Below are 23025 nucleotides of genomic sequence, written 5' to 3'. Positions count from 1 at the left end.
ACCGCGCCGGATCAGCCCTTGATGAAGGCGAGCAGGTCGGGATTGATCACATCGGCATGGGTGGTCAGCATGCCGTGCGGGTAGCCCGGATAGGTCTTGAGCGTGCCGTTTTTGAGCAGCTTGACCGAGAGGCGGGCGGAAGCGTCGATCGGAACGATCTGGTCGTCCTCGCCGTGCAGCACGAGGGTGGGCACCGTGATCGCCTTCAGATCGTCGCTCTGGTCGGTTTCGGAGAAGGCCTTGATGCCCTCGTAATGCGCCTCCGCGCTGCCGGCCATGCCCTGGCGCCACCAGTTCTGGACCACGCCCTGCGAGACCTTCGCGTCCGGCCGGTTGAAGCCGTAGAAGGGGCCGGCCGGCAGATCGAGGAAGAACTGGGCGCGGTTGTCGGCAAGCGCCTGGCGCAGGCCGTCGAAGACCTCCAGCGGCAGGCCGCCGGGGTTGCTCGGCGCCTTGACCATCAGCGGCGGTACGGCGCTGACCAGCACCGCCTTGGCGACGCGGCCCTGCGGCTCACCATGCCTGGCGACATAGCGGGCGACCTCGCCGCCGCCGGTGGAGTGGCCGATATGGACCGCGTTGCGCAGGTCGAGATGCTCGACCACCGCCGCGGCGTCCGCAGCGTAATGGTCCATGTCGTGGCCGCCGCTCGCCTGCGCCGAGCGGCCATGGCCGCGGCGGTCATGGGCGATGACGCGATAGCCCTTGGACAGGAAGAACAGCATCTGCGCGTCCCAGTCATCCGAGGAGAGCGGCCAGCCGTGATGGAACATGATCGGCTGCGCGTCCTTCGGACCCCAGTCCTTGAAGAAGATCGCGACGCCGTCCTTGGTGGTGATCACCGGCATGGCTCAGTGCCCTTCCTGCGCGCCGAACATGGTCTTGGCGTAGGTAATGCCCAGCCCGTAGGCGCCGCCGAATCTCCGGGCGATGCCGGTGGTCAGCTCATAGGTGCCGGTGCGGGCCCAGTCGCGCTGCAGCTCGAGCAGATATTGCACGGCGGTCATCGGGCGGGCGCCGGCCTGGATCATCCGCTGCATGGCGCGCTCATGCGCCTCCTCGGAGACGTCGCCGCAGGCATCGGCGATGACATAGACCTCAAAACCCTGATCGAGCGCCGACAAAGCGGGGCCGACGATGCAGACGCCGGTCCAGAGCCCGGCCAGCACGATGCGCGGCTTGCCGATGGCGTTGACGCGGGCGATCACGGCCGCGTCTTCCCAGGTGTTCATCGAGGTCCGGTCGAGCAGCGCCTGACCGGGAAAGGCCTCGGTGATCTCGCTGAACATCGGGCCGGAAAAGCTCTTCTCGGCGACGGTCGTCAGGATGGTCGGCACGCCGAAGCCGGCGGCGGCGTGCGAGATCAGCGCGGCGTTGTTGCGCAGGGAGACGGCATCGATCGATTTGGTCGCAAAGGCCATCTGCGACTGGAAATCGATCAGGATCAGCGTGTGGTCCTGCGGCGTGAGCAGGAGTTTGCCGGGGGCTGCTATTGCGTGGGACAAGGGTGGGGTCTCCGGTTGGAATCGCCGGGACGTTAGAGGCGCATCGCGGCAATGGCCATTAGTTACGGGCAGGATACTACCTCGAGCCATGAATGACACAGTAGATTCTCAAGCAACGCAGGACGATCACTGTCTTGTCGACCCGCTTATCAAATTCTTCGCGCAGGAATGGATGAGCCATGTCGTCTTTACGCTCGCCCGCCACGGCACGCTGCGCTTCGGCGCCCTGCGTCGCCAGATGCCGCCGGGCATCTCGGCCCGCGTCCTATCCGCGCGATTGAAGGCGCTCGAGGCGGCCGGCTATGTCGAGCGTCGCGATCTGAGCGAGCGCGTGCGACATGTCGAATACGGCCTGACCGAACGGGGCCACGCGGTCGACACGGCGCTGGCGCGCAGCGAGGCCTTGCTCCAGCCGGGCGGGGACGCGGCCCCTTGAGTTGGCGGCGAGATCCGGGCCGTAAGAACTGAGCCGCGAGAACCGTTCGGCAAGCCTGCTCGATCTCCGCGACCGGCGCGTTTGAACCGGGGACGGGGAGGGTGGCTCCCGTGGCGGCTTTGATGTTGATCAACACGGAGCTTGGTCCAGCCGGCGTAGATTGAGCGATGAGCGCGAACGCTGCGGAACATGCCCACTCCTTTGATGCCGACCAGCGTGATACGCCGCCTCCCGAGGAGCTCGCCGATGACGCTATCGCCTCTCATTGCGTACGGGCTGTTCGACTGGGCCGTCGCGGGCGTCCTTGCGATGGGGCTGCCTTGGGCGATCTCCGCCATGCTCTGCGCCATCCCCGCGAATATCGTCATGGCCAATCTCGTCACCGCATGGATCACTGGGGGGAGTTCCGCGTTGGTGCATCATGCGGTTGTGGGGCGCGGATCGAAACGGACCGCCAGCCGGTGAGCCGTTGGTTGATCCGCGGCTCCCAGCATCGGAGGCCTCGGCCTGGCCTCGGACAGCACGCACGGAGCCGAGCATGCCGCTGAAGCTTGACCATGACCATGCCGGCCACCCGCCGCACCACGGCCACGGCGGAGGCCCGCCCCTGAAGGGCGCCTCGGCCAGCCTCCGTGGCGAGCCTGTGGCGGCGCCGCGCGCGGCCGTGCCGCCGGGCACGAGCCATGCCTCCGCCACGATCTATACCTGCCCCATGCATCCGCAGATCCGCCAGCCCGCGCCTGGAAACTGCCCGATCTGCGGCATGACGCTCGAGCCGGAGCTCGTGACGGGCGAGGAAGCCCAGAGCCAGGAAGGCCTGAGTGACGAGCTGCGGGACATGACCCGGCGCCTCTGGGTCGGGCTGGTCTTGTCGATCCCCGTCGTCATCCTCGAAATGGGTGGCCATCTCCTCGATCTCGGCCGCTTCGTCAGCCCTGCCGCGTCGAACTGGCTGCAGCTGCTGATCGCAACGCCCGTCGTGCTCTGGGCGGGCTGGCCGTTCTTCACGCGGGGCTGGGCCTCGCTGGTGAACCGTTCGCTCAACATGTTCACGCTGATCGCGCTCGGCACCGGCGTCGCCTGGGGTTACAGCGTCGTCGCGACGGTGGCGCCAGGCGTGTTTCCGCCGGCGTTTCGCGGTCATGGCGGCGCGGTCGCCATCTATTTCGAAGCGGCCGCCGTCATCACCGTGCTCGTGCTGCTCGGCCAGGTGCTGGAGTTGCGCGCCCGCGAGCAGACCTCGGGCGCCATCAAGGCGCTGCTGGAGCTTGCGCCGACGATCGCGCGCCGGCTGCGCGCCGATGGCGGCGACGAGGAGGTTGCGCTCGACCAGGTCAAGGTCGGAGACCACCTGCGCGTGCGCCCGGGCGACAGGGTTCCGCTTGATGGCGAGATCCTCGAAGGACGTTCCAACATCGACGAGTCGATGGTCACGGGCGAGCCTCTCCCCGTCGCGAAGGCGGCGGGCGCGAGCGTCATCGGCGGCACGCTCAACGGCCAGGGCGCCTTCGTGATGCGCGCCGACAAGGTCGGCCACGACACCATGCTCGCGCAGATCGTGCAGATGGTCGCCAAGGCGCAGCGTTCGCGCGCGCCGATCCAGCGGCTGGCCGATCTCGTCGCCGCCTGGTTCGTGCCCGCCGTGGTCGCGATCGCGGTCGCGGCCTTCGCCGCCTGGGCGCTTTGGGGACCGCCGCCGGCGATGGTCTACGGGCTGATCGCCGGCGTCAGCGTCCTGATCATCGCCTGTCCCTGCGCGCTCGGCCTCGCCACGCCGATGTCGATCATGGTCGGTGTCGGCCGTGGCGCGCGGATGGGCGTCCTGATCAAGAACGCGGAGGCGCTGGAGCGCATGGAGAAGGTCGACCTGCTCGTCGTCGACAAGACCGGCACGCTGACCGAGGGCAAGCCGCGCGTGACGACGATCCGGCCGGTGGCCGCATTCCAGGAAGACGAATTGCTGCGCCTTAGCGCCAGCCTCGAGCAGGCGAGCGAACACCCGCTCGCGGCCGCGATCGTGGCGGCGGCCAGGGAGCGCGGGCTCGGGCTCGATCAGGTCGAGGATTTCGACTCGCCGACGGGCCGGGGCGTCATCGGCAAGGTGGGCGGACGCACTGTTGCGCTCGGCAATGCCGGCTATCTCAGCGGGATCGGCATCGATGTCGCGGCGCTCGAAACGGAAGCCGAGGCCTTGCGCAGGGATGGTGCCACGGCGCTGCTGGTTGCGATCGACGGCAGGGCCGCCGGCGTGATCGCCATTGCCGACCCCATCAAGCAGACCACGCCAGGCGCGATCGCCGCCCTGCGCGACGCCGGCATCCGCGTGGTCATGCTGACCGGCGATAACCTGACGACCGCGCAGGCGGTCGCCGCCAGGCTCGGCATCGATGAGGTGAGGGCGCAGGTGCTGCCCGAGGACAAGGGCAGGATCGTCGCGGAGTTCAGGGCGCAGGGGCGTGTCGTCGCCATGGCCGGAGACGGCGTCAACGACGCGCCCGCGCTCGCTGCCGCCGATGTCGGCATCGCCATGGGAACCGGGACGGATGTCGCCATGGAGAGCGCAGGCGTCACCCTCCTGCGTGGCGATCTGGCGGGCATCGTCCACGCCCGCAAGCTCAGCCAGGCGACCATGAGCAATATCCGGCAGAACCTGTTCTTCGCCTTCGCCTACAATGCGGCGGGCATCCCTGTCGCCGCCGGCCTGCTCTATCCGTTCACCGGCCTGCTGCTGTCGCCGATCCTGGCGGCAGCGGCCATGGCGCTCTCATCCGTCAGCGTGATCGCAAATGCATTGCGCCTGCGCTTTGTGACGGTCCAGCCCGCAACCTAGCCGAACGAACCGCCTTACCCACGTCGCCAAGGCAAGACCCACGTCACCAAGACCCACGTTACCAAGGCCCGGGCCGGCCTTTCCAAATCGGCCCCCAACACCGGAGGACATCATGCGTCGACTTCTCACACTTTCATTCGTCGCCCTCGGCCTTGCCGCAACCGGCGCCGCCGCCCAGGACAAGATGACCATGGGCGCGGACATGTCGGTGCTGCCTCAGCCCTGTCGTGACGCCCTGATGAAGGACATGGCCATGCCCAAGATGATGGAGGGCAAGATGATGGAGGGCATGGACATGTCGAAGATGATGGGCGGCGCGGGCATGCCCGGCATGGATCGGATGCCGATGACCGAGGCCCAGAAGGCATCCATGCAGGCGATGATGAAGATGAACATGCCGATGATGATGACGCATCGGATCAAGGACCCCGACCTCGCCTTCAACTGCGGCATGATCGTGCACCATCAGGGCGCGATCGACATGGCGACGATCGAACTCAAATTCGGCGCGGATGCCGCGTCCAAGACCATGGCCGAAGCGATCATCAAGGCTCAGAAGGCCGAGATCGCAGAGATGACCGCACGGGTGGAGACGATGAAGGCCAAGTGACGGCGACGAGCGGCAGCGCATCGACGCTGCAGGTTTCGGCGACAGCGCGATTGGCGCGGAGCAGCTTGCGTCCTGCGGCCGGCCGAAGGCCGGATCCGAGGCCGCTTTTGCGGGTGAGGCCGCGGTTTGGAGGATGAACGGCCTGCGCCAGGAGGCTCCGCTGCGAGCGGGACCATCCTCGGGGCGCTGCTGACGCGGCTCCTCAGGATGAGGGCACACACGTCCAAACCGGCGCTAGGGTAGGGGCCTTGCCGCAAGGGCTCTCCGTCCGGCAGCAGGCGAGACCGTTCCTGTTGCGAGGCAGACTATTGGCTTTGTCGGGGCAAGCAGTCTTGGTTGGGTTGGAAAGCGGACCTTAGTGCTTGGCCTTGAAGTCATCAGGTCCGATGCCTGGGGGAAGCGGTAATCCCAGATCAGTCATCCCAAGCCAAGAAACCCCCGTAGCCTGATTTTCCGGCGAGGCGAGTAGGTCTGTGTGGGCCATCTGCATCGCGAGAAGCAAAGACTGGATTTCATCAACTCCGATTGCACGGAACGCACGGGTTCTGAGCGGAAACTCAATTGTGTAATCACACCGGAAGACATCTCCATCGGGTGTTGGCTTGCCAAACGAGCAGGAGACTTGAGCGCTGCCAATCTGGAACTCACGTTTAACGAAAGACATCGTGCCACCTCCCAAAGAAGGGCAATTTACGTAGGCGGTCCGTCTCGCGCCATGGGTCGTTTCCGCTCGCGGCGACGGCACGCCGCAATGTCCGAGTGTGGCCGTTTCCGATCTCGACCCGGCTTGCGCAATGCGACTCCGCGTTCGGGCGAGAAAGCGGACCTCGGGGAGGTCTGGTTGTCGGCAAGACTCTGGATGCTAGCTTGAGCCTCATGTGATTTGAGTGCCCCTAGGAGGTGACACCGTGTCGGCATTCTGGATCGCGACCATGGCCGGATGGGCGGGAGCCTACCTCTTCGGCTCCATTCCGACCGCCTATTTGGCGGGCCGGATCTACGGCCTCGATATCCGGGAGCACGGTTCCAGATCCGTGGGAGCGACGAACGCGCTGCGTGTCCTGGGCAGGGGGCCTGCGCTCGTCGTGCTGCTTGTCGATGTGCTGAAAGGCGTGGCCGCGATCGTCCTTGTGCGCGGGCTTTGCTTCCAGCTCTTCAACGGTACGCTCGTCACGTTGCCGCCGGCGCTTGATCAGCATGGCTGGACGCCCTGGGCTGTTGGCATCGCCGGGCTGGCTGCCTTGCTGGGCCACAGCCGTTCGATTTGGCTGCGGTTTTCCGGCGGCAAATCCGTCGCGACAGGCCTGGGCGTGGTGCTGGCGATATCCTGGCCCGTGGCCATGGGTGCCCTGGCGGTCTTCGGTGTCGCCATTGCGCTTGTCCGGATTGTCTCGCTCGGCTCGATCCTGGCGGCGCTGACGGCGATCCTCCTCATCTGCAGCCTGGGGCAGCCAATGCCTTATCGCCTGCTGGTCGTCGCGGGCGGCCTCCACATCGTTGCCCGCCACCGCGCCAATATCGGGCGCCTGCTGGCGGGGACAGAACCTCGCCTGGGGCAAAGCCCGGGCGGCTGACGTCAGCTATCGGTCCGAAGCCGTCCGTCATGCTCGGGGTTGACCCGAGCACCTCGTGAGGGAAGGGCCTGCCTTTGCCGGCGCCCGTTCCGGCCCGAGATGCCCGGGTCTGCGCTTCGCTCCGCCCGAGCATGACGTTTGACGCGAGGACAGGGCGCGGCCCATTGCGGAGCTGGATTGTCGCCTCCATCATGCGTTGAAACGACGGGAGCAGCGCTGAACATGACAGATCGAGCGCTCTACGATGATCCGCTGCTCAGCCTCGCCTATGGCAAGCTGCGATCCCGAGCAGGGCGTCCCAACGAGGTTATCGAGCAGCCGGCGCTGCGATCGCTGATGCCTTCGCTGCAGGGAAAGGACGTCGTCGACTTGGGCTGTGGCTCGGGCGGCCTGGCACGATGGGCGCTCGAACAAGGCGCGCGTTCGGTGAAGGCTTTCGACGCCTCGGAGCAGATGATCCGGGAGGCGATCAAGCTCGGCGGCGATTCGCGTTCACGCTACGAGATAGGCCGGATCGAGGATGTCGCGCTTCCCGATCGCAGCGTCGATGTCGTCGTCAGCGGGCTTGCGCTGCACTACGTCCGCGACGTCGTGACGGTGTCGCGGCGCATCAGAGGGTGGTTGAGAGAAGGGGGAAGCTTCATTGTCTCCGTCGAGCACCCGATCATGACCTGCGCCTCCCGGCAATGGGCCGAGGCAGCTGACGGCACCCGGCAGCATTGGCCGGTGGATCGCTATCTTGAAGAGGGCCCGCGGCTCGTACGCTGGCTCGGCGCCGACACACCAAGGGAACATCGCACCGTCGCCAGCTACATGAACGCCCTGATCGACGCGGGCCTGGTCATCCGCCGCGTTCTCGAACCTGGACCCGATCCTGCTTCGTTGCAGCAATGGCCGAAATTGACCGACCATGTCCGGCGTCCATCGTTTCTGATCATTCGCGCTGATCATCAGGTGGCCTGACGGGCGATCGCGGCTTTCCACCCGTTCCGGGCCTTCACATGCGGTGGTCGCCTTGCCGTTCGGCGGCACGCCCCGCTAGGCCCGCTCCCGCAACGATGATGTGATGATCGGCATGGCAAGCAATCAAGACGCGACTATCTATCATGAAGTCCCCGGCGGTCCGGAACTTCTCCGCTGGTTTGGAGAGGTTCCGAGCTTCCATGATGCCGAGATCCTCAGCCTGCACCTGCGTCGCAAGGGGCAGAGCGTCCTTCGCGTGCATAACTGGCTCTACAGGGGAGCCCTCGGACCGGATGGCTTATTTGTGGGCGATCGGCATGCCATCGTCACCTTCGCTTTCGACGGCGTCATGGATCTGCAATTCTGTGGCTTCAGCATCCAGAATGTCATCTTTGGGCTGATCTTACGCCGCGCGCCTGACCGCCCCGAACGTCGAGGATATCTCGCTCTTGACCCGTCTCCGGAGGATATCGAGGTCGAGCTTGAGCCGAGCTATGGCCTCAGTGGCCTGATCCGGGCCCGCTCGGTCTCCATCACATTCGAGCCGGGCTCACCCAACGCGGAGGAGAGCTGAGGTCAGCCTTCCACCCCGAAGCCAACTTGGCTTCCCTGCGTCCTAGAGTGACGCGCGCTCTTCCCTTCTCCCCTGGCGGGAGAAGGTGGCGCGCAGCGCCGGATGAGGGGGCGCCGTGCCCTGTCCGGTTGGCGTCGTGTTCGGCTAGATGGTGAGCTCGCAGCGCCCCCTCATCCGTCTCGGCTTCGCCGAGCCACCTTCTCCCGCGAGGGGAGAAGGGATCTCCGCCCCGTTCTCGTTGTGCCCGGGACAAGCCCGAGCATGACGTGCGGCGCGAGGGCCGCGCGCGGCCCTGTCCAGACATCGGCGCCGTTCGCTTTCCGGCAGGTTGCCGTTATGCGAAAATGGGACGAATTGACGAAGCAAGAAGCCCCTGATCCAACGCGGCTAAATCCAGCTCGGTCAAGCCGCCGGATTGCCTTGGAACACAGGATGACATCTCCTTGCCAGCCAGCAACCGCATCGTCCTCTCCAGCGACCACGCCGCCATTCAGCTGCGACAGGCCATTGCCGCCCATGTCGCGGCGCAAGGCTGGGTGGTGGTCGATATCGGTCCGACGACGCCGCAGAGCACTGACTATCCCAGGCACGGCGAAGCGGCGGCGCGGCTTGTCGCCTCCGGCGATTGCCGGCTCGGCGTCATCCTGTGCGGCACCGGCCAGGGCATCATGATGGCGGCCAACAAGGTCAAGGGCATCCGCTGCGGCGTCTGCGCCGACACATTCTCGGCGCGCATGATCCGCCAGCACAACGACGCCAACATGCTGTCGATCGGCGCGCGCGTGGTGGGCGAGGGGCTGGCGCTCGATATCGTCGATGCCTTCCTGGCCGCCGAGTTCGAGGGCGGCCGGCATGCGACGCGGGTGGAGATGATCGCGGCGCTGGAGGAGTAGCGCCGGTCTTTGCGTCATGCTTGGGATAATGTCCGCTTCTCAGCAAGGAACCGATGTCCGGATGCTGTCTCGAAGCCGGTTTCGTAACGCCCGACCATGACGGAAAGGGCGCGGGGAACCCTTCTCCTGTAAGGAGAAGGGCAGGGATGAGGTGTCGGCCTCTGGACCAGTGGAGCGCAAACCCCACCGCGGCTCACGTGAGCCTTATGTGGGGAGCGGCCGCACCTCTCATAAGATTTTTTTCAAAGGCCTGTTGACAGCAATCCTATGTTGGGTCTAATGTCTCAATCGCACTGTGAATATCTGTGCCTGCCGCCCGGAGCCAACCGCTCGCGGGCGTTTTCGTTTCAGGCCCGGCGCAAGCGAAGCCTTCAATCCAAAGATCCGGACATGGCCAGAGGCGCTGCAAGGACGAGCCGCAAAGCCGGCGCGGCGGCGCGCCCGGCCGAGGCGGGGCCGGCCACTGACGGCGGTCTGACGCCGCTCGACTATATGCTCACCATGCTTCGCGACGAGAGCCTCGAGCCCAAGGCTCGGTTCGAGATCGCCAAGGCAGCAGCCCCTTATGTCCATGCCAAGCTTGCCACGGTCGAGCCTAGCGGGGGCATCGCGCTCAGCCATGAAGATGCGCTCGCCGAACTCGACGATGAGTCCGAAGACGATGAGCCCCGAGGAGATGGCCCCCAAGGCAATGAGCCCGAAGGAGAGGGCGATCCGCCGGAGGCTGCGGGCTGAGTTCGAGCTTTACGCGCAAAAGGCGCTGCGGATCCGCACCAAGACCGGCGCGATCGCGCCGCTCCAGCTCAACCAGGCGCAGCGATATCTGCATGGCCGCCTCGAGGCGCAGCGGGCGCGCACCGGCAAGGTCCGCGCGCTCGTGCTCAAGGGCCGCCAGCAGGGCATCTCGACCTATATCGGCGGGCGCTATTACTGGCGCGCCAGCCATGCCCGCGGCATCAGGGTCTTCATCCTGACGCATGAGCGCGAGGCGACGAACAACCTGTTCGGCATGGTCGAGCGCTATCACCAGCACTGTCCGCGGCTCCTGAAGCCGCAGACCGGGGCGGCCAATGCGCGGGAGCTTTCCTTCGCGCGGCTGGAGAGCGGCTATGCCGTCGGCACGGCCGGGGCGAGGGCGGTGGGGCGCTCGCAGACGGTGCAGCTTTTCCATGGTTCGGAGGTCGCGTTCTGGCCCAATGCCGCGACGCATTTCGCCGGGGTCGTCCAGGCGATCCCCGATCTGCCGGGAACCGAGATCGTGTTGGAAAGCACGGCCAATGGCGTCGGCGGCGAGTTCCATGCGCGCTGGCAGCAGGCCGAGGCCGGCATCGGCGACTATGAGGCGATCTTCATCCCCTGGTTCTGGCAGGACGAGTATCGCCGGCCGGTTCCCGACGGTTTTGCGCTTGATGCGGACGAGCAGGCTTACGCTGACGCGCACGGCCTGGATCTGGAGCAGATGGCCTGGCGCCGCGCCAAGATCGCCGAATTGAAGGACGAATTGCTGTTCAAGCAGGAATATCCCGCAACCGCGGCCGAGGCCTTCCAGCTCACCGGCCATGACAGCTTCATCACGTCGGAGGCCGTGCTGCGGGCGCGCAAGGCGAGTTGCGAGGGCATCGGGCCGCTGGTCATCGGCGCCGATCCCGCGCGCTTCGGCGACGATCGCTTTTCGCTGGCCTGGCGGCGGGGTCGGCAGGTCAGCAGGACAGAAAGCAAGGCGAAGATCGATGTCGTCACTGGGGCGAACTGGATCAGGCAGGTGATCGACCTGGACAAGCCGGCAAGGGTGTTCGTCGATGTCGGCGGCGTCGGCGCCGGCGTCGTCGACATCCTGCAGTCCTGGGGCGCGCCCTATGACGCGGTCGTCGTGCCCGTGAATTTCGGCTCCGAGCCGCAGGAGCCGGTCGAATTGCTGCCCGATGGCACGAAGAAGCCCGGCCCGCGCAATCGCCGGGCCGAGATGTGGAAGCGCTCGCGCGACTGGCTCGACGAGCCCGGCGGCGCCGACATCCCGGACCTGGACGGTTTGCAGGCCGATGCCTGCGGCCCGTCCTACCACTACGACGCGAACCAGCGCCTGCTCCTGGAAAGCAAGGAGCATATGCGGGCGCGCGGAATCCGGTCGCCCGATGACTGGGACGCCATCGCATTGACCTTCGCCGAGCCTGTCAGGGATCGGCAGCCCCGGGAGCGCCGCCCGCGAAGCCCGCGCGGACGCGGCGCCTGGATGGGCGGATAGGACCAGACATGACCGCTCGAGACGACGATAACGCGAACGCTCCTGCGCCCGCGACCGAGGACCTGTTGGCCCAGGCCGCCAGGCGCTGGGCCGCCGGCTATGAGGCCGAGCGCGAGAACATCAACCAGGCCTATGAGGATCTGCGCTTCCGCGCCGGGGACCAGTGGCCGAAGGAGGCGATCGCCCAGCGCGAGGCCGACCAGGCGCCATGCCTGACGATCAACCGCATCCCGCAATTCGTGCGCCAGGTCACGGGCGATATCCGCCAGGGCCGGCCGGCGATCAAGGTGGTTCCGGTCGATGATGGCGGCGACGAGGCGGCGGCGGAGCTTAGGGCCGGCATCATCCGCTACATCGAGAACCGCTGCGATGCGCCGGGCGCCTATTTTTCCGCCGCCGACAGCCAGGTCAACAGCGGCATCGGCCATTGGCGCGTTATCACCGAATATGCCTCGCAGACCACCTTCAACCAGGAGATCGGCATCCAGCTCGTGCAGGACGGCGTCTCCGTGGTCTGGGATCCCGATGCGGTCGATCTCACCCGCAAGGACGCGATGTGGTGCTTCGTGCCCGTCGATATCGCGCTCGACGCCTACAAGGAGAAATACCCGGACGCGCCGGTCACCGATTTCAGCGGGGAAAGCGAAGGCCATTTCGAGGGCTGGGTCACCACCAGCGCGGTGCGCGTCGCCGAGTATTTCTACAAGAAACCGGCGCGGATCACGCTCGCCCTGAGCGCTGACGGCACGATCCGCGACGTCACCGAGGCGGCGGCGGAGGAACTGGCTGAGCTTGCGCAGCAAGGCGCCCGCATCGAGCAGCGCGACAGCTTCAAGGTCTATCGCTGCCTGATCACGCAGGGCCATATCCTGGAAAAGCCCGCGCTCTGGCCCGGCCGCTATATCCCGATCGTGCCCTTGCTCGGCGAGGAGATCCGCATCGGCCCGCGCGTCATCCGCCACGGCATCGTGCGCTTCGCCCGCGATCCGCAGCGCATGTTCAACTATTTCGCCTCGAAACAGGCCGAGGTGATCGCGCTTCAGCCGAAGGCGCCCTGGCTCGGCACCGAGCGGAATTTTGAAGCATTCGAGGACGAGTGGGAGAACGCCAATACCGAGTCCAGGCCTTATCTGCGCTACACGCCTGATCCGTCGAACGGCAATGCCGCGCCGCAGCGCGTGCAGCCGCCGGTGTCCTCGCAGGGCGTCTCGGAAGGGCTCCAGCTTGCGGCCGAGAACATGATGGCGGTGATCGGCATCCACCAGGCCGGGCTCGGCGAGGCCTCGAACGAGAAGAGCGGCAGGGCGATCCTCGCCCGCCAGCGCGAGGGCGATGTCGGCACCTTCGTCTATCTCGACAATTTCGCCCGCGCCGTGCGCCACACCGGCGTGATCCTGCTCGATCTGATCCCGCATATCTACGACACCGAACGCACCATCCGCATCGTCGGCGAAGACGGCAGGATGACGCCGCTGCGCGTCAACCAGGCGGTCGGCATGGTCGTCGGCGGGGAGGGCGAGGGCGGCGAGACGGCGACCGCCCAGAAGCTCAACGACCTGTCGGTGGGCGCCTATGACGTGGTGATCGAGCAGGGGCCGTCCTATTCGACCAGGCGCGAGGAGGCCAAGGACGGCATGGCGACCCTCGTCCAGTCCGTGCCCGGCACCTTCGGATTGATCGGCGATCTCTATGTCCAGGCGCAGGACTGGCCGATGAAGGACCAGATCGCCAAGCGGCTGAAGCTCGGCCTGCCGCCTGCCATCCAGCAGATGGAGGCGCAAGGAGCGGGCGAACAGCTGCCGCCGCAGCCGCCCGCGCAGCCTTCACCGGAGACGATCGCAGCGCAGCAGCAGGCGCAAGCTGAGGGCGCGCGCATCCAGATGGACGGCGCCAAGACCCAGTCGCAGATCGCAACCGAGGAACAGCAGCGCCGGATCGACCTCGCCAGGGCGCAGAGCGACCTCGCCGACGCGGAGAACGCCCGGGCGATCGCGGCGCGGGAGGCCGAAAACGCCGCGCGCCGGACCGAGGCGGAGATCGCGCTGATCGAAGCGAGGCGAGCGCTCGCCTTGGCGCAGATCGACGCGCTCGGGCGCGGCGCTGGCAGTGGGGAGATGGAAGCGCAGATGGCACAGAACAATGCTCCCTTGCGCGAAGCGCAGGCCTTGGCCGCCGAAGCGCAAGCCTTGGCCACTGACACTGGCGGCCTTGAGCGCTGAGCGCTGGCGTTATTCTCCGCCGTCATTCCGGGACATGGCGCAGCCATGGGCCCGGAACCCAGAACCGATGCGTGTCCTCGTTAAGCGGACAGGTTACCGATGCCTTCTCATGCAGCGGCATCGGTTCTGGGTCCCGGGCTCGATCCTTCGGATCGCCCCGGAATGACGGCGGGGCGACCCCTGAGGCACTAGCCCCGGACACCGACCAAACACGACTTCACGCCAGGCCAGCGCATGAGGCGCAGGCCGCGATGATGAGCAAGCCGCCTCGAAGGGCGGCTTTTTCTTTGGAACCAGCATGAACGATTGGGATGACGACCTGACCAACGGGCAGGCGAGCGCAAGCGCGCCAGCCGACGGAGAACAGTCTGAGGACGAAGCCACGGCGAAAGCCGCGAAAGCGTCCGAAACAGGGACTGACGAGCATGACAGCGCCGAAGGCCAGCAGGCTGACGGCGCTGGCGAAGAGGAAGAGCAGGACAAGCCGAAGAAGCGCCGTTCCGGCGTCGAACGGCTGAAGCGGGAGCGCGATGCGCTTCGCGATGAGGTCGAGCTTCTGCGCAGTCGCACCCCGGTGGTCGACGACGGCGCGGCGATCGACGGCCTCGTCCGAAGGGAAATCGGCGACCCGCCCAGCGAAGACGCGTTCAGGGGCGATTGGTTCGCTTACGAGCGGGCCATGACCGCCTATGAGGCGGAACGCAGGATCGTCACCCGCGAGGTGAGGGCGCTGGCAAGCCAGGTCGCCGCTCATTCCGCCGAGCGGATGAGCGATCTTGTCGAGGATTTCAATGACCGCGTCGCTGACGCGGAGAAGGTGATCCCCGATTTCCGCGATGTCGTCGGCAAGACGAATGACAGGACGCATCCCGTCTCGCCTGTCGTCGGGCAGCTCATTCTCGAAAGCGAGAAGGGCGCGCTGCTGCAATACCACTTCGCCAGGAACCCCGCCGATCTGCGCCGCCTCAACGGATTGTCGCCGCTCGGCGCCGCCCGTGAAATCGGCAGGATCGAGGCTCGCCTGTCCCTGGCCAAGCCCACCACCGCAACCAGAGCCCCACCGCCCGTAACCGCTCCCAAGGGCGGCGCCAGCCCAGCGAGCCAGGAGGCCCGCATGGAGGCGTATCTCAAGCGGCAATACGGCGACCGGGCCTAACTTTCAGGAACAGCCAACATGGCAAACACCACGCTGACCCCCTCCATCGTCGCCAAAACGGCGGTGCGCATTCTCGAAAACGAACTCGTCATGGCCGGCATGGTCTATCGCGGCTATGAGGACGAGTTCGACAAGAAGGTGAACGGCTACTCCGCCGGCGACACCATCACCATCCGCAAGCCGACCGATTTCACCGTGCGCGACGGCGCCGTGATGGCGAGCCAGGACGTCACGGAAGGGCGCACCACGATCACGGTCGACAAGCAGAAGGGCGTCGATTTCGCCTTCACCTCGAAAGAGCTGACGCTGAACATCGACGAGCTCGCCGAGCGCGTCATCAAGCCGGCCATGGTCCAGCTCGCCAACCAGATCGATCTCGACGTGATGGCGGAATACAAGAACGTGCCCAACTGGGTCGGCACGCCCGGCCAGACGGTGGATGCCTTTGCCGACTTCGCCAAGGCGCCGACGCGGATGGATCTCGGCGCCGTGCCGCAGGACATGCGCTCCGGCGTGCTGAGCCCGACCGATTACTGGGCGATGGCCGGCTCGCAGACGGCGCTCTACATGCAGAACGTCGCGCAGGGCGCCTATCGCAAGGGCCGCATCGGCGAGATCGGCGGCATCGACACCTATATGTCGCAGAACGTGCCGACGCATATTGTCGGCCCGCTCGGCGGCACGCCGCTGGTCAATGGCGCGGCGCAGGGCGTGGCTTATGCCGCGGTCAAGGACACCGGAACGCAGTCGCTGGTCACGGATGGCTGGACGGCCGCGGCTGCCGCCCGCGTCAAGGCCGGCGACGTCTTCACCATCGCCGGTGTCTTCGACGTGAACCCGGTGACCAAGGCGACCCTGCCGCATCTGAAGATGTTCGTCGCCAAGGCCGACGCTTCTTCGGACGCCTCGGGCAATGCGACGCTGACGATCTCGCCGCCGATCATCACGTCTGGCGCCTTCCAGACGGTCTCGGCGGCGCCGGCGGATAATGCGGCGATGACATTTTTCGGCACTGCCGGAACCGGTTACGCCCAGAATCTCGTCTTCCACAAGAATGCCTTCGCCCTGGTCGTGGTGCCGCTGGTGAAGCCGCCGGGCGCCGTCGATGTCTCGCGCGAGACCTACAAGAACATCAATGCGCGCGTGATCCCGGTCTATGACGGCACCAACGACAAATCGGCCTGGCGTCTCGACATCCTCTACGGCGTCAAGACGGTCGATCCGCGCCTGGCGGTCCGGCTGTCGGGCAGCTGAGCGGGCTGACGCCGGCAACAGGAGGGGCGGTCTTCGGGCCGCCCCTTTTCCATTCGGGAGGCGCGACACCTTCTTCCCTTCTCCCCTGGCGGGAGAAGGTGGCGCGCAGCGCCGGATGAGGGGGCGCCGTGCCCTGTCCGGTTGGCGTCGCGCTCAGGGCAGGCGGAAAGCTCACAGCGCCCCCTCATCCGTCTCGGCTGCGCCGATCCACCTTCTCCCGCCAGGGGAGAAGGGTTCCCGAGCCCTGCCGTCACGCTCGGGCGCGGGCCTGCGAATCTCATGACCAGAGTGCTCTGGTTTACGAGATGGTCGGGTCAAGCCCGACCATGTCGCGCTTCGGACGCAACGCCGCCCCCTTTCACTCACGAGACACACCATGAGCCAGACCAAAGCCGATCTCGTTCGCGAGGTGCTGGGCGAGCTGTTTTCGCTGGCCTCGGGGCAGGTGCCCAGCGCTGAGGATACCGCCTTCGTCGAGCAGCGCATCGACCCGGCGCTGGCGGCGCTCGCCAGGCGCAACGTCATCTATATCCCCGATGCCGAGGAGATCGAGGATGAGGTCTTTGACGCGCTCGTGGCCTATCTCGCGCAGATCTGCGGCCCGAAATTCGGCCGGCCGCGCGACCTTACAGCCAAGCAGGTCGCGGAGGACGAGCTGCGCACCATCCAGCGCATCGGCGGCGGAACCGGCCGGATGCTGCGCATCGACCGCGCGCTTGTCTCCCGCCGCCACTCTCGGAGCATCCTCTGATGCCGCCGCTTCCTTTCCCCAAATCCTCGACGCCGGGCGTTAGGCCGGGCGAGGGCGAGGGCCGCTATGTCAATTGCTACCCGGTGCAGGAGGGCGATCGCTCCTATGTGCGCCGTGTCGCGGGGCTGAGCCGCAGCGTGGCGACCGGGAAGACCGGCATCCGTGGCCTGCTCGACGTCAACGGCGTCAGCTATGTCGTGTTCACCGGCGCTGTCGTCACGGTTGCCGCTGACGGCACTGTCACGACGCTGGCGGGCGCCATTCCGGGCTCAGACGGCGTCACGCTGGCGCGCAACAACAAGGTCACGGCAGGCGCCTCGACACCCGATATCGTTGCCGTGCGCGAGGGCGGCGGCGCCTATCTCCTGACCGCGACGACAGTTGCCGCCTATCCCGATGCGGATCTGCCGGCGACGGTCAACAGCGTCGATTTCCTGGGCGGGTACTTCCTCTTCAGCATCCCCGACGGCCGGCTCTTCGCCTCGGAGCTCAATGCGACGCAGATCAACGCGCTGAGCTTCACCACGGCGGAAAGCCGCTCGGACGGTTTGCGCAGGGTCGCGGTCCAGGGCTCGCTGGCCTATGGCTTCGGCGGCTCCACCATCGAGCCCTACCAGAATGTCGGGACCGCGCCATTCCCGCTGCAACGGGCGGCGACCGTGCCGCCCGTCGGCATCCTGACCACCATGGCTGTCGCCGGGTTCCAGGAGACCTGGAACGGGCCGCTTTATTTCGTCGCCTCGGACAGGACGGTCAAGGCGCTGTCGGGCTATGAGACGGCGACGATCTCCACGCCCGATGTCGACCGCTTCATCGCGGCCTCCAGCGCAGCCACGGTCGCGGTCGATGTCTTTGCCTGGCAGGGGCGGCAGTTCGTCGCCGTGTCCAGCGATGGTGGGAGCTGGATCTACGATACGGTCGAGCGCTCCTGGCATGAGCGCCTGAGCAGCGGGGTCGCCCGCTGGCGCGCGACGCGGTCGATCTATTCGAATGGGCAATGGCTGTTCGGCGATACGCTGTCTGGCGATCTCCTGACGCTGTCGAGCGCGCTGACGGAGAACGGGGCGGCCCTCAGTGGCCTCATCCAGTCCGGCCCGCTGAAGGACTTTCCGGCACGCGTCGCGGCCAGGCTATCCGCCGATTTCACCCAGGCTGAGATCGCGATCTACGTCTCCTGGTCGCATGATGGCGGCAAGAGCTGGAGCAGCGAGCTGCAGCGCTCGCTTGCCGACGCCGACAGATGGCCGGTGAGCGTCGCCAATCTCGGGCTTTCCAGCCATGCCGGCCTGATCCTGCGCTTCCGCTGGGAGGGTTCGGCCGATTTCGCCTTCCTCGGCGCGACGGCCGAGCGGCTCGAGGCGAGGGCCGCCTGATGGCGATCGCGGATGATTTCGACCCGCTGACCGTGCCCGCCGTCATGCCGGTGACGGTCAGGCGCACCAATGAGCAGGGCTTCCCCAGGCAGGCGCTGCTCGACTACGAGCAGGCGCTGCAAGGCTGGATGCGCAACAATGTCGTCGCGACCAATGCGCGCTTTGCCGAGGTCTCCGACAGCCTCGCTGGGGTGAGCGCCGCCGTCACCACCGAGGCGAATGCGCGCGTTGCAGCCGATGAGGCCCTGGCCGAGCAGATCACGACCGTCGAAGCGGCCGTGGATGGTTTTACGGCCAGCGGGGAGCTTTATTTCGCGGCCAAGGCGACGCCCGCGGGCGCGGCGTCCGCCTTCGGCCTGTACCTGACGGCCGGCTCGTCATTTGCCGGGCTGGAAGCCATGGCGCTGTCGGGCGGCGGTTCCGCCATCGGCCTTGCTGCCAACCAGCTCAAATTCACCGATCCCGGCACGGCGACCGATGTCCTGACCTATTCCGGCGGCAAGTTCCGTTTCACCGGCGATGTCGCGATCGACGGCAATCTGGCGGTGTCGGGCAGCTTCACGGCCGATGCGGTTGCCTCCGGCTTCTCGGCGATCGACTCGACGGCCGGGACGGCCGCCCTGGCCGGGACGGTGTCATGGGCGGATCTGGGGCCGCCGATCACATTGACCGTTACGCCCGATGGCGGGAACGGTTATCCGCTGCTGTTCATTCGCGACAACGCGACCGCGGAGAACCTGACGGCATTCGCCGGCAATGCCTCGGTCCGATACAGGATCATGCTGAACGGCTCGAATATATACGAGCGCGAGATCTTCAATCTGGCCATCCCGTCAGGCGGAACACGCGGCGACGGCATCACGGACTTCTATAACGCGACCAGCGCGGGGGCGTCCCATACCTTCCAGCTGCAGTATTCCTGCGCCTATGCGCCCGGAATATCGGGCGACCTGTTCGCCAAGATCATGGTCCTCATGATCTCGCGCTGATCCGGCGCGAGCAGCCGCATCGGTTCCGGGGACCAGGCTCGCTCCCGCGGATCGTTCCGCAATGACGGGGAGCCTCGCCCCTGGACCGGTCTCGAAACCCATCGGGACAAGGGCTCGGGACGTCCCGGACAATTCTCGAAGGAGACCATCATGGCATCAGTTTTTTCAGGCCGCGCCGGGCGACTGGCGGGCATATGGGCGGCTGACCAGGCCCAGAACAATTACAACCAGCAGCAGGGCACGCTGGCCGAGGGGCGCGACAACTCGCTCGCGGCCATCAATTCCGGGCGGGCATCGAGCCTGGCGGCGCTGGGGCAGGGCTATGGCGCCGCCGTTCCCGAATACCAGGCGGCGATCGACCGCTTCAACCCCTGGGCGGAGGCCGGCAGGAGCGCGCTTGCGACCTATCAGAACAGCCTCGGGCAGAACGGCGCCGAGGGCAATGCGGCGGCGATCGCGCAGTTCCAGGCCTCGCCCGGCTACCAGTATCAGCTCGACCAGGCGACGGATGCGGTCGCGCGCAAGGCCTCGGCGCTCGGCGCGCTCGGCTCCGGCAACACCATGCAGGCGATCACCGATCGCGCCTCGAACCTCGCCAACCAGGAATATGGCGGCTGGCAGGACAGGCTCAACGGCCTGTCCAATACCGGCCTGCAGGCGGCAGGGCAGCAGGCGAACATCCAGCAGGGCCTGGGCAATCTCTACGCCCAGCAGGGCCGCGACCAGTCGAATGTCTACAGCGACGCCGCCGGCAAGGAGGCCGGAATCTACACCGGTTATGCCAATTCGAATGCGGGCGCGCTCGGCAATCTCGGCCAGACCATCATCGGCGCCGGCACCGGCGCGCTGATGGCCGGCCAGACCGCGGCCCAGAACCGGCTCAATTTCGGCATGGGGCTCGCCAATCTCGGCGCGTCCCTGTTCGGCAGCGCCATGGGCGCAAAGAAGGTGGCTTGAGATGGCGCAACCCTGGAACCTCGGACCTCCCGTCGTCGATTTCTCGCCGCTGTCGCGGCTCGGCGAAAGCTACAACAACGCCTATGACCAGGCGCGCAAGCGCCAGAGCCTTGCCGAGATCGGCCAGAGGCTCGACGGCTCGCCCGAGGGCTATCTGAAGGTCGCCCAGGGCCTGCTCGCGAGCGGCGACGCCAGGGGCGCGGCGAGCATCCTTGCGCTCAGCGAGAAGGCGAGGGCGCGCGGGCAGGCGAGCGATGCCGGCGCGAGCCCTCTCCTTGCGCCGGATGCGCCCGCCGCGGATGAACCGCAGGCCGCGTTTGCGCCAGCCACGCCCTCGGCCCCGGCGCAGCGCGCCTTCAATCGCCCGGTGCAAGTCGCCGAGACCGAGGCCGATGCGCAGCGGCTCGAAGCCGAGATGGAGCAGCGCAATCGGTTCGGCTATGGCAACCCGGCTTTGCCGGCCGGCATGCGCAACAACAACCCCGGCAATCTCAAATATGCCGGCAACACGGCCTTTCCCGGCGTCCTCGGGCCGTCCCGAAATACCGACCAGGGCGACCCGCAAAGCGTGTTCAACTCGCCCGAGGCCGGCATGTCCGCCGCTTACGGCCTGGCCCTGCGCAAATACCAGGGCGGCAAGCGCACGGCCAACGAGCTGATCGCCAGCCGCAATGGCTGGACGCCGGGCAACAGCACTGCCGCCGCCAACATCGCGCGCGCCATGGGCCTTGCCCCGGATCAGGATCTCGAGCTCGCCAATCCGCAGCGGGCGCGGGCCTTCATGCAGGCGCTGATCGCGCAGGAGCATGGCGCGGCCGGCGCTCGCTATCCCTCCGACATGATCGAATCCGCGGTGAACGGCCGCCCGGGCGGCGCTCAAGCCGGACAGGGGCAGGGGCCCCGCACCCAGCCGCAGGCTCGTGAAGGCTCACGCGCCCGCATGCCCGACGGCACGATCATCACCCTGCGCAACAATCAGTGGGTACCGGAATAATGGCTGAGCTTCGTCCTTACGAGCCGAGCTGGCATGACCGGCTTGGCCAATTGCTCATGGGCGATGGGCGGGCCTCGCCCGTGCGCCGCCGCTTCGTCTCGGGCCTGCTTTTGGCTCGATGGGGGCTGGGCAGATCGGCATGTCGCTCATCGACCTGACGCCGCTGGCTGTGCCGTTCTCCGCCAGTCAGGCACACCGGGACGACCAGGAGGGGAATTACACAGGCGCTGCGCTGAACGGTCTTGGCGCCGTTCTGGGCGGACGTCGGCCCTTGCGGGGATCGGAAAAGGAGCAAAAAATCTAGCGTCCAGAAGGGTTTCGCTGTATGATTTTCCGGTAAAGCCGCTGCGGCCTTTCGAGGCCGATTATCCTGCTGGAGCCCCCGCCGATGCAACCGGAAAACTCACGCAAGATCTGGACGGAAGGCCGCTTACCGCAAGATATGTCGCCGGCCGAAATTACGTTGGCGAGGGCGATACCGGCATTCCAGCGTCTGCATATGACGCCATCGGAAAGGAAGGAACGGGCCGATTCCCTCAGGCGGTTACGTCGAGCGAGATCGGAGGGGATGCGGGACGGTACGTGGTAACCAGGGACCGGCGCTCAGGGAAGGTTGTCGACCGTGATATCTTCATAAACAAGAACCTCGCTCCCGATACGTATTCCCGCGTCCTTGCGCATGAGGTCGGGCATGCCATCGACGAGCTGGCCGGGACGATCCCGACTGCCGGCCTCAGCGACGAGCTAAGGGGCGTCTATAACAGCCTGAACAATGGCCAGCGGAATGCGGCGGGGACGGATGCCCGCGCCAACGCCAAGCCGTTCCTGCCGCAGCATGACGGCTACGAGCGCGACGACATTCCGGGCGAGTATATGGCTGAAGCCATCCGCGCCTATATGGCCGATCCAAACTATCTCAAGACTGTCGCACCAAAGACGGCCGCCCGCATCCGCGAATACGTCAACCCCAATCCCAAGTTCAACCGGACGATCCAGTTCAACGCGATCGCGGCGCCTGCCGCTGGTCTTGCTGCCGGAGGAGCGGTTCTTGCCGGCTCGGACGATGCGAAGGCCTCGCCAATAGCGCCGGAGCTGCCTCCCGGCGCTGTCCTGATCGACGAGCCTCCCACTGACGCGGGCGCGTGAAGGCTCACGCGCCCGCATGCCCGACGGCACGATCATCACCCTGCGCAACAATCAGTGGGTACCGGAATAATGGCTGAGCTTCGTCCTTACGAGCCGAGCTGGCATGACCGGCTTGGCCAATTGCTCATGGGCGATGGGCGGGCCTCGCCCGTGCGCCGCCGCTTCGTCTCGGGCCTGCTTTTGGCTCGATGGGGGCTGGGCAGATCGGCATGTCGCTCATCGACCTGACGCCGCTGGCTGTGCCGTTCTCCGCCAGTCAGGCACACCGGGACGACCAGGAGGGGAATTACACAGGCGCTGCGCTGAACGGTCTTGGCGCCGTTCTGGGCGGACGTCGGCCCTTGCGGGGATCGGAAAAGGAGCAAAAAATCTAGCGTCCAGAAGGGTTTCGCTGTATGATTTTCCGGTAAAGCCGCTGCGGCCTTTCGAGGCCGATTATCCTGCTGGAGCCCCCGCCGATGCAACCGGAAAACTCACGCAAGGTCTGGACGGAAGGCCGCTTACCGCAAGATATGTCGCCGGCCGAAATTACGTTGGCGAGGGCGATACCGGCATTCCA

Annotated in this window: 24 protein-coding genes; 21 read left to right on the top strand and 3 right to left on the bottom strand. The window is 66.4% G+C overall.

All coding sequences use genetic code 11. The annotated features are described in order from the left end of the window. Window positions 1-11 precede the first annotated feature (11 nt). Window positions 12-848: an alpha/beta fold hydrolase gene (locus CYD53_RS10480; protein WP_103718043.1), complete on the bottom strand. Its 837-nt coding sequence runs from the start codon at window positions 846-848 to the stop codon at window positions 12-14. A 3-nt stretch (window positions 849-851) separates the two neighbouring features. Then, window positions 852-1505, bottom strand: a complete 654-nt coding sequence (locus tag CYD53_RS10475; protein WP_245928183.1) for a hydrolase — start codon at window positions 1503-1505, stop codon at window positions 852-854. 88 nt (window positions 1506-1593) lie between these two features. On the opposite strand from CYD53_RS10475, the gene CYD53_RS10470 reads away from it, so the two are divergent. From CYD53_RS10470 to CYD53_RS10455, 4 genes are all read left to right on the top strand, one after another. Continuing rightward, window positions 1594-1941, top strand: a complete 348-nt coding sequence (locus CYD53_RS10470; protein WP_103718041.1) for a winged helix-turn-helix transcriptional regulator — start codon at window positions 1594-1596, stop codon at window positions 1939-1941. Between the two features lie 246 nt (window positions 1942-2187). Further along, entirely contained in the window at window positions 2188-2406 is a 219-nt protein-coding gene (locus CYD53_RS30235; RefSeq protein WP_181011800.1) for a hypothetical protein, read from the top strand. A gap of 73 nt (window positions 2407-2479) precedes the next feature. Then, window positions 2480-4771, top strand: a complete 2292-nt coding sequence (locus CYD53_RS10460) for a copper-transporting P-type ATPase (protein WP_245928182.1) — start codon at window positions 2480-2482, stop codon at window positions 4769-4771. 112 nt (window positions 4772-4883) lie between these two features. After that, window positions 4884-5381 (top strand): DUF305 domain-containing protein, encoded by a 498-nt coding sequence (locus tag CYD53_RS10455; RefSeq protein ID WP_103718038.1) that lies wholly within the window; start codon window positions 4884-4886, stop codon window positions 5379-5381. 355 nt (window positions 5382-5736) lie between these two features. On the opposite strand, the gene CYD53_RS29900 is transcribed toward CYD53_RS10455, so the two are convergent. Beyond that, on the bottom strand, window positions 5737-6045 hold the full coding sequence (locus CYD53_RS29900) for a DUF6968 family protein (RefSeq protein WP_146055883.1): 309 nt from the start codon (window positions 6043-6045) through the stop codon (window positions 5737-5739). Window positions 6046-6313: 268 nt separating this feature from the next. On the opposite strand from CYD53_RS29900, the gene plsY reads away from it, so the two are divergent. From plsY to CYD53_RS30225, 17 genes are all read left to right on the top strand, one after another. Then, entirely contained in the window at window positions 6314-6955 is a 642-nt protein-coding gene (gene plsY / locus CYD53_RS10450; RefSeq protein ID WP_103718293.1) for a glycerol-3-phosphate 1-O-acyltransferase PlsY, read from the top strand. A 177-nt stretch (window positions 6956-7132) separates the two neighbouring features. Next, complete coding sequence (locus tag CYD53_RS10445) at window positions 7133-7918, top strand: class I SAM-dependent methyltransferase (protein WP_146055882.1); 786 nt, start codon at window positions 7133-7135, stop codon at window positions 7916-7918. 103 nt (window positions 7919-8021) lie between these two features. Further along, on the top strand, window positions 8022-8492 hold the full coding sequence (locus CYD53_RS10440) for an immunity 50 family protein (RefSeq protein WP_245928181.1): 471 nt from the start codon (window positions 8022-8024) through the stop codon (window positions 8490-8492). Window positions 8493-8935: 443 nt separating this feature from the next. Next, complete coding sequence (gene rpiB, locus CYD53_RS10435; RefSeq protein ID WP_103718036.1) at window positions 8936-9385, top strand: ribose 5-phosphate isomerase B; 450 nt, start codon at window positions 8936-8938, stop codon at window positions 9383-9385. A 390-nt stretch (window positions 9386-9775) separates the two neighbouring features. Further along, window positions 9776-10120, top strand: coding sequence for a hypothetical protein (locus CYD53_RS10430; RefSeq protein ID WP_103718035.1), 345 nt, complete (start codon window positions 9776-9778; stop codon window positions 10118-10120). Beyond that, window positions 10062-11627, top strand: a complete 1566-nt coding sequence (locus CYD53_RS10425) for a hypothetical protein (RefSeq protein WP_245928180.1) — start codon at window positions 10062-10064, stop codon at window positions 11625-11627. The genes CYD53_RS10430 and CYD53_RS10425 overlap by 59 nt, the downstream gene beginning before the upstream one ends. Before the next feature lie 8 nt (window positions 11628-11635). Next, window positions 11636-13846, top strand: a complete 2211-nt coding sequence (locus CYD53_RS10420; protein WP_103718033.1) for a portal protein — start codon at window positions 11636-11638, stop codon at window positions 13844-13846. Window positions 13847-14144: 298 nt separating this feature from the next. Then, window positions 14145-15002: a hypothetical protein gene (locus tag CYD53_RS10415; protein ID WP_103718032.1), complete on the top strand. Its 858-nt coding sequence runs from the start codon at window positions 14145-14147 to the stop codon at window positions 15000-15002. Between the two features lie 18 nt (window positions 15003-15020). Further along, window positions 15021-16256 (top strand): P22 phage major capsid protein family protein, encoded by a 1236-nt coding sequence (locus CYD53_RS10410; protein WP_103718031.1) that lies wholly within the window; start codon window positions 15021-15023, stop codon window positions 16254-16256. Window positions 16257-16632: 376 nt separating this feature from the next. Next, entirely contained in the window at window positions 16633-17007 is a 375-nt protein-coding gene (locus CYD53_RS10405) for a hypothetical protein (protein ID WP_103718030.1), read from the top strand. Continuing rightward, window positions 17007-18380, top strand: a complete 1374-nt coding sequence (locus CYD53_RS10400; protein ID WP_103718029.1) for a hypothetical protein — start codon at window positions 17007-17009, stop codon at window positions 18378-18380. The genes CYD53_RS10405 and CYD53_RS10400 overlap by 1 nt, the downstream gene beginning before the upstream one ends. Next, on the top strand, window positions 18380-19369 hold the full coding sequence (locus CYD53_RS10395; RefSeq protein ID WP_103718028.1) for a hypothetical protein: 990 nt from the start codon (window positions 18380-18382) through the stop codon (window positions 19367-19369). Before CYD53_RS10400 ends, CYD53_RS10395 begins: the two co-directional genes overlap by 1 nt. 150 nt (window positions 19370-19519) lie before the next feature. Continuing rightward, window positions 19520-20326 carry a hypothetical protein gene (locus CYD53_RS10390; protein WP_103718027.1) on the top strand — a complete coding sequence of 269 codons (807 nt, stop codon included), beginning with the start codon at window positions 19520-19522 and terminating at the stop codon, window positions 20324-20326. A gap of 1 nt (window position 20327) precedes the next feature. Beyond that, the gene (locus CYD53_RS10385) at window positions 20328-21320 is read left to right on the top strand and encodes a hypothetical protein (protein ID WP_103718026.1); all 993 of its coding nucleotides are present in this window, start codon (window positions 20328-20330) and stop codon (window positions 21318-21320) included. A 139-nt stretch (window positions 21321-21459) separates the two neighbouring features. After that, window positions 21460-21624, top strand: coding sequence for a hypothetical protein (locus tag CYD53_RS30230; RefSeq protein ID WP_181011799.1), 165 nt, complete (start codon window positions 21460-21462; stop codon window positions 21622-21624). A gap of 278 nt (window positions 21625-21902) precedes the next feature. After that, the gene (locus tag CYD53_RS10380; protein WP_103718025.1) at window positions 21903-22466 is read left to right on the top strand and encodes a hypothetical protein; all 564 of its coding nucleotides are present in this window, start codon (window positions 21903-21905) and stop codon (window positions 22464-22466) included. Between the two features lie 209 nt (window positions 22467-22675). Next, window positions 22676-22840 (top strand): hypothetical protein, encoded by a 165-nt coding sequence (locus CYD53_RS30225; RefSeq protein WP_181011799.1) that lies wholly within the window; start codon window positions 22676-22678, stop codon window positions 22838-22840. The last annotated feature ends 185 nt before the right edge of the window (window positions 22841-23025 follow it).

Source organism: Allobosea psychrotolerans (assembly GCF_002917105.1).
GTDB classification, from domain to species: domain Bacteria; phylum Pseudomonadota; class Alphaproteobacteria; order Rhizobiales; family Beijerinckiaceae; genus Allobosea; species Allobosea psychrotolerans.
Note: the sequence above shows the minus strand (reverse complement) of the source record. Positions and strands in the feature narration are given on the sequence as shown.

What these genes read in the sequence shown, in the direction of transcription:
- plsY (WP_103718293.1), top strand. Translation starts at nt 6,314, where the DNA reads ATGGCCGGATGGGCGGGAGCCTACCTCTTCGGCTCCATTCCGACCGCC.
- CYD53_RS10405 (WP_103718030.1), top strand. Translation starts at nt 16,633, where the DNA reads ATGAGCCAGACCAAAGCCGATCTCGTTCGCGAGGTGCTGGGCGAGCTG.
- CYD53_RS30235 (WP_181011800.1), top strand. Translation starts at nt 2,188, where the DNA reads ATGACGCTATCGCCTCTCATTGCGTACGGGCTGTTCGACTGGGCCGTC.
- CYD53_RS10385 (WP_103718026.1), top strand. Translation starts at nt 20,328, where the DNA reads ATGGCGCAACCCTGGAACCTCGGACCTCCCGTCGTCGATTTCTCGCCG.
- CYD53_RS10460 (WP_245928182.1), top strand. Translation starts at nt 2,480, where the DNA reads ATGCCGCTGAAGCTTGACCATGACCATGCCGGCCACCCGCCGCACCAC.
- CYD53_RS10455 (WP_103718038.1), top strand. Translation starts at nt 4,884, where the DNA reads ATGCGTCGACTTCTCACACTTTCATTCGTCGCCCTCGGCCTTGCCGCA.
- CYD53_RS10390 (WP_103718027.1), top strand. Translation starts at nt 19,520, where the DNA reads ATGGCATCAGTTTTTTCAGGCCGCGCCGGGCGACTGGCGGGCATATGG.
- CYD53_RS10480 (WP_103718043.1), bottom strand. Translation starts at nt 848, where the DNA reads ATGCCGGTGATCACCACCAAGGACGGCGTCGCGATCTTCTTCAAGGAC.
- CYD53_RS10425 (WP_245928180.1), top strand. Translation starts at nt 10,062, where the DNA reads ATGGCCCCCAAGGCAATGAGCCCGAAGGAGAGGGCGATCCGCCGGAGG.
- CYD53_RS10415 (WP_103718032.1), top strand. Translation starts at nt 14,145, where the DNA reads ATGAACGATTGGGATGACGACCTGACCAACGGGCAGGCGAGCGCAAGC.
- CYD53_RS10420 (WP_103718033.1), top strand. Translation starts at nt 11,636, where the DNA reads ATGACCGCTCGAGACGACGATAACGCGAACGCTCCTGCGCCCGCGACC.
- CYD53_RS10430 (WP_103718035.1), top strand. Translation starts at nt 9,776, where the DNA reads ATGGCCAGAGGCGCTGCAAGGACGAGCCGCAAAGCCGGCGCGGCGGCG.
- CYD53_RS10440 (WP_245928181.1), top strand. Translation starts at nt 8,022, where the DNA reads ATGATCGGCATGGCAAGCAATCAAGACGCGACTATCTATCATGAAGTC.
- CYD53_RS10470 (WP_103718041.1), top strand. Translation starts at nt 1,594, where the DNA reads ATGAATGACACAGTAGATTCTCAAGCAACGCAGGACGATCACTGTCTT.
- CYD53_RS29900 (WP_146055883.1), bottom strand. Translation starts at nt 6,045, where the DNA reads ATGTCTTTCGTTAAACGTGAGTTCCAGATTGGCAGCGCTCAAGTCTCC.
- CYD53_RS10400 (WP_103718029.1), top strand. Translation starts at nt 17,007, where the DNA reads ATGCCGCCGCTTCCTTTCCCCAAATCCTCGACGCCGGGCGTTAGGCCG.
- CYD53_RS30230 (WP_181011799.1), top strand. Translation starts at nt 21,460, where the DNA reads ATGTCGCTCATCGACCTGACGCCGCTGGCTGTGCCGTTCTCCGCCAGT.
- CYD53_RS10395 (WP_103718028.1), top strand. Translation starts at nt 18,380, where the DNA reads ATGGCGATCGCGGATGATTTCGACCCGCTGACCGTGCCCGCCGTCATG.
- CYD53_RS30225 (WP_181011799.1), top strand. Translation starts at nt 22,676, where the DNA reads ATGTCGCTCATCGACCTGACGCCGCTGGCTGTGCCGTTCTCCGCCAGT.
- CYD53_RS10410 (WP_103718031.1), top strand. Translation starts at nt 15,021, where the DNA reads ATGGCAAACACCACGCTGACCCCCTCCATCGTCGCCAAAACGGCGGTG.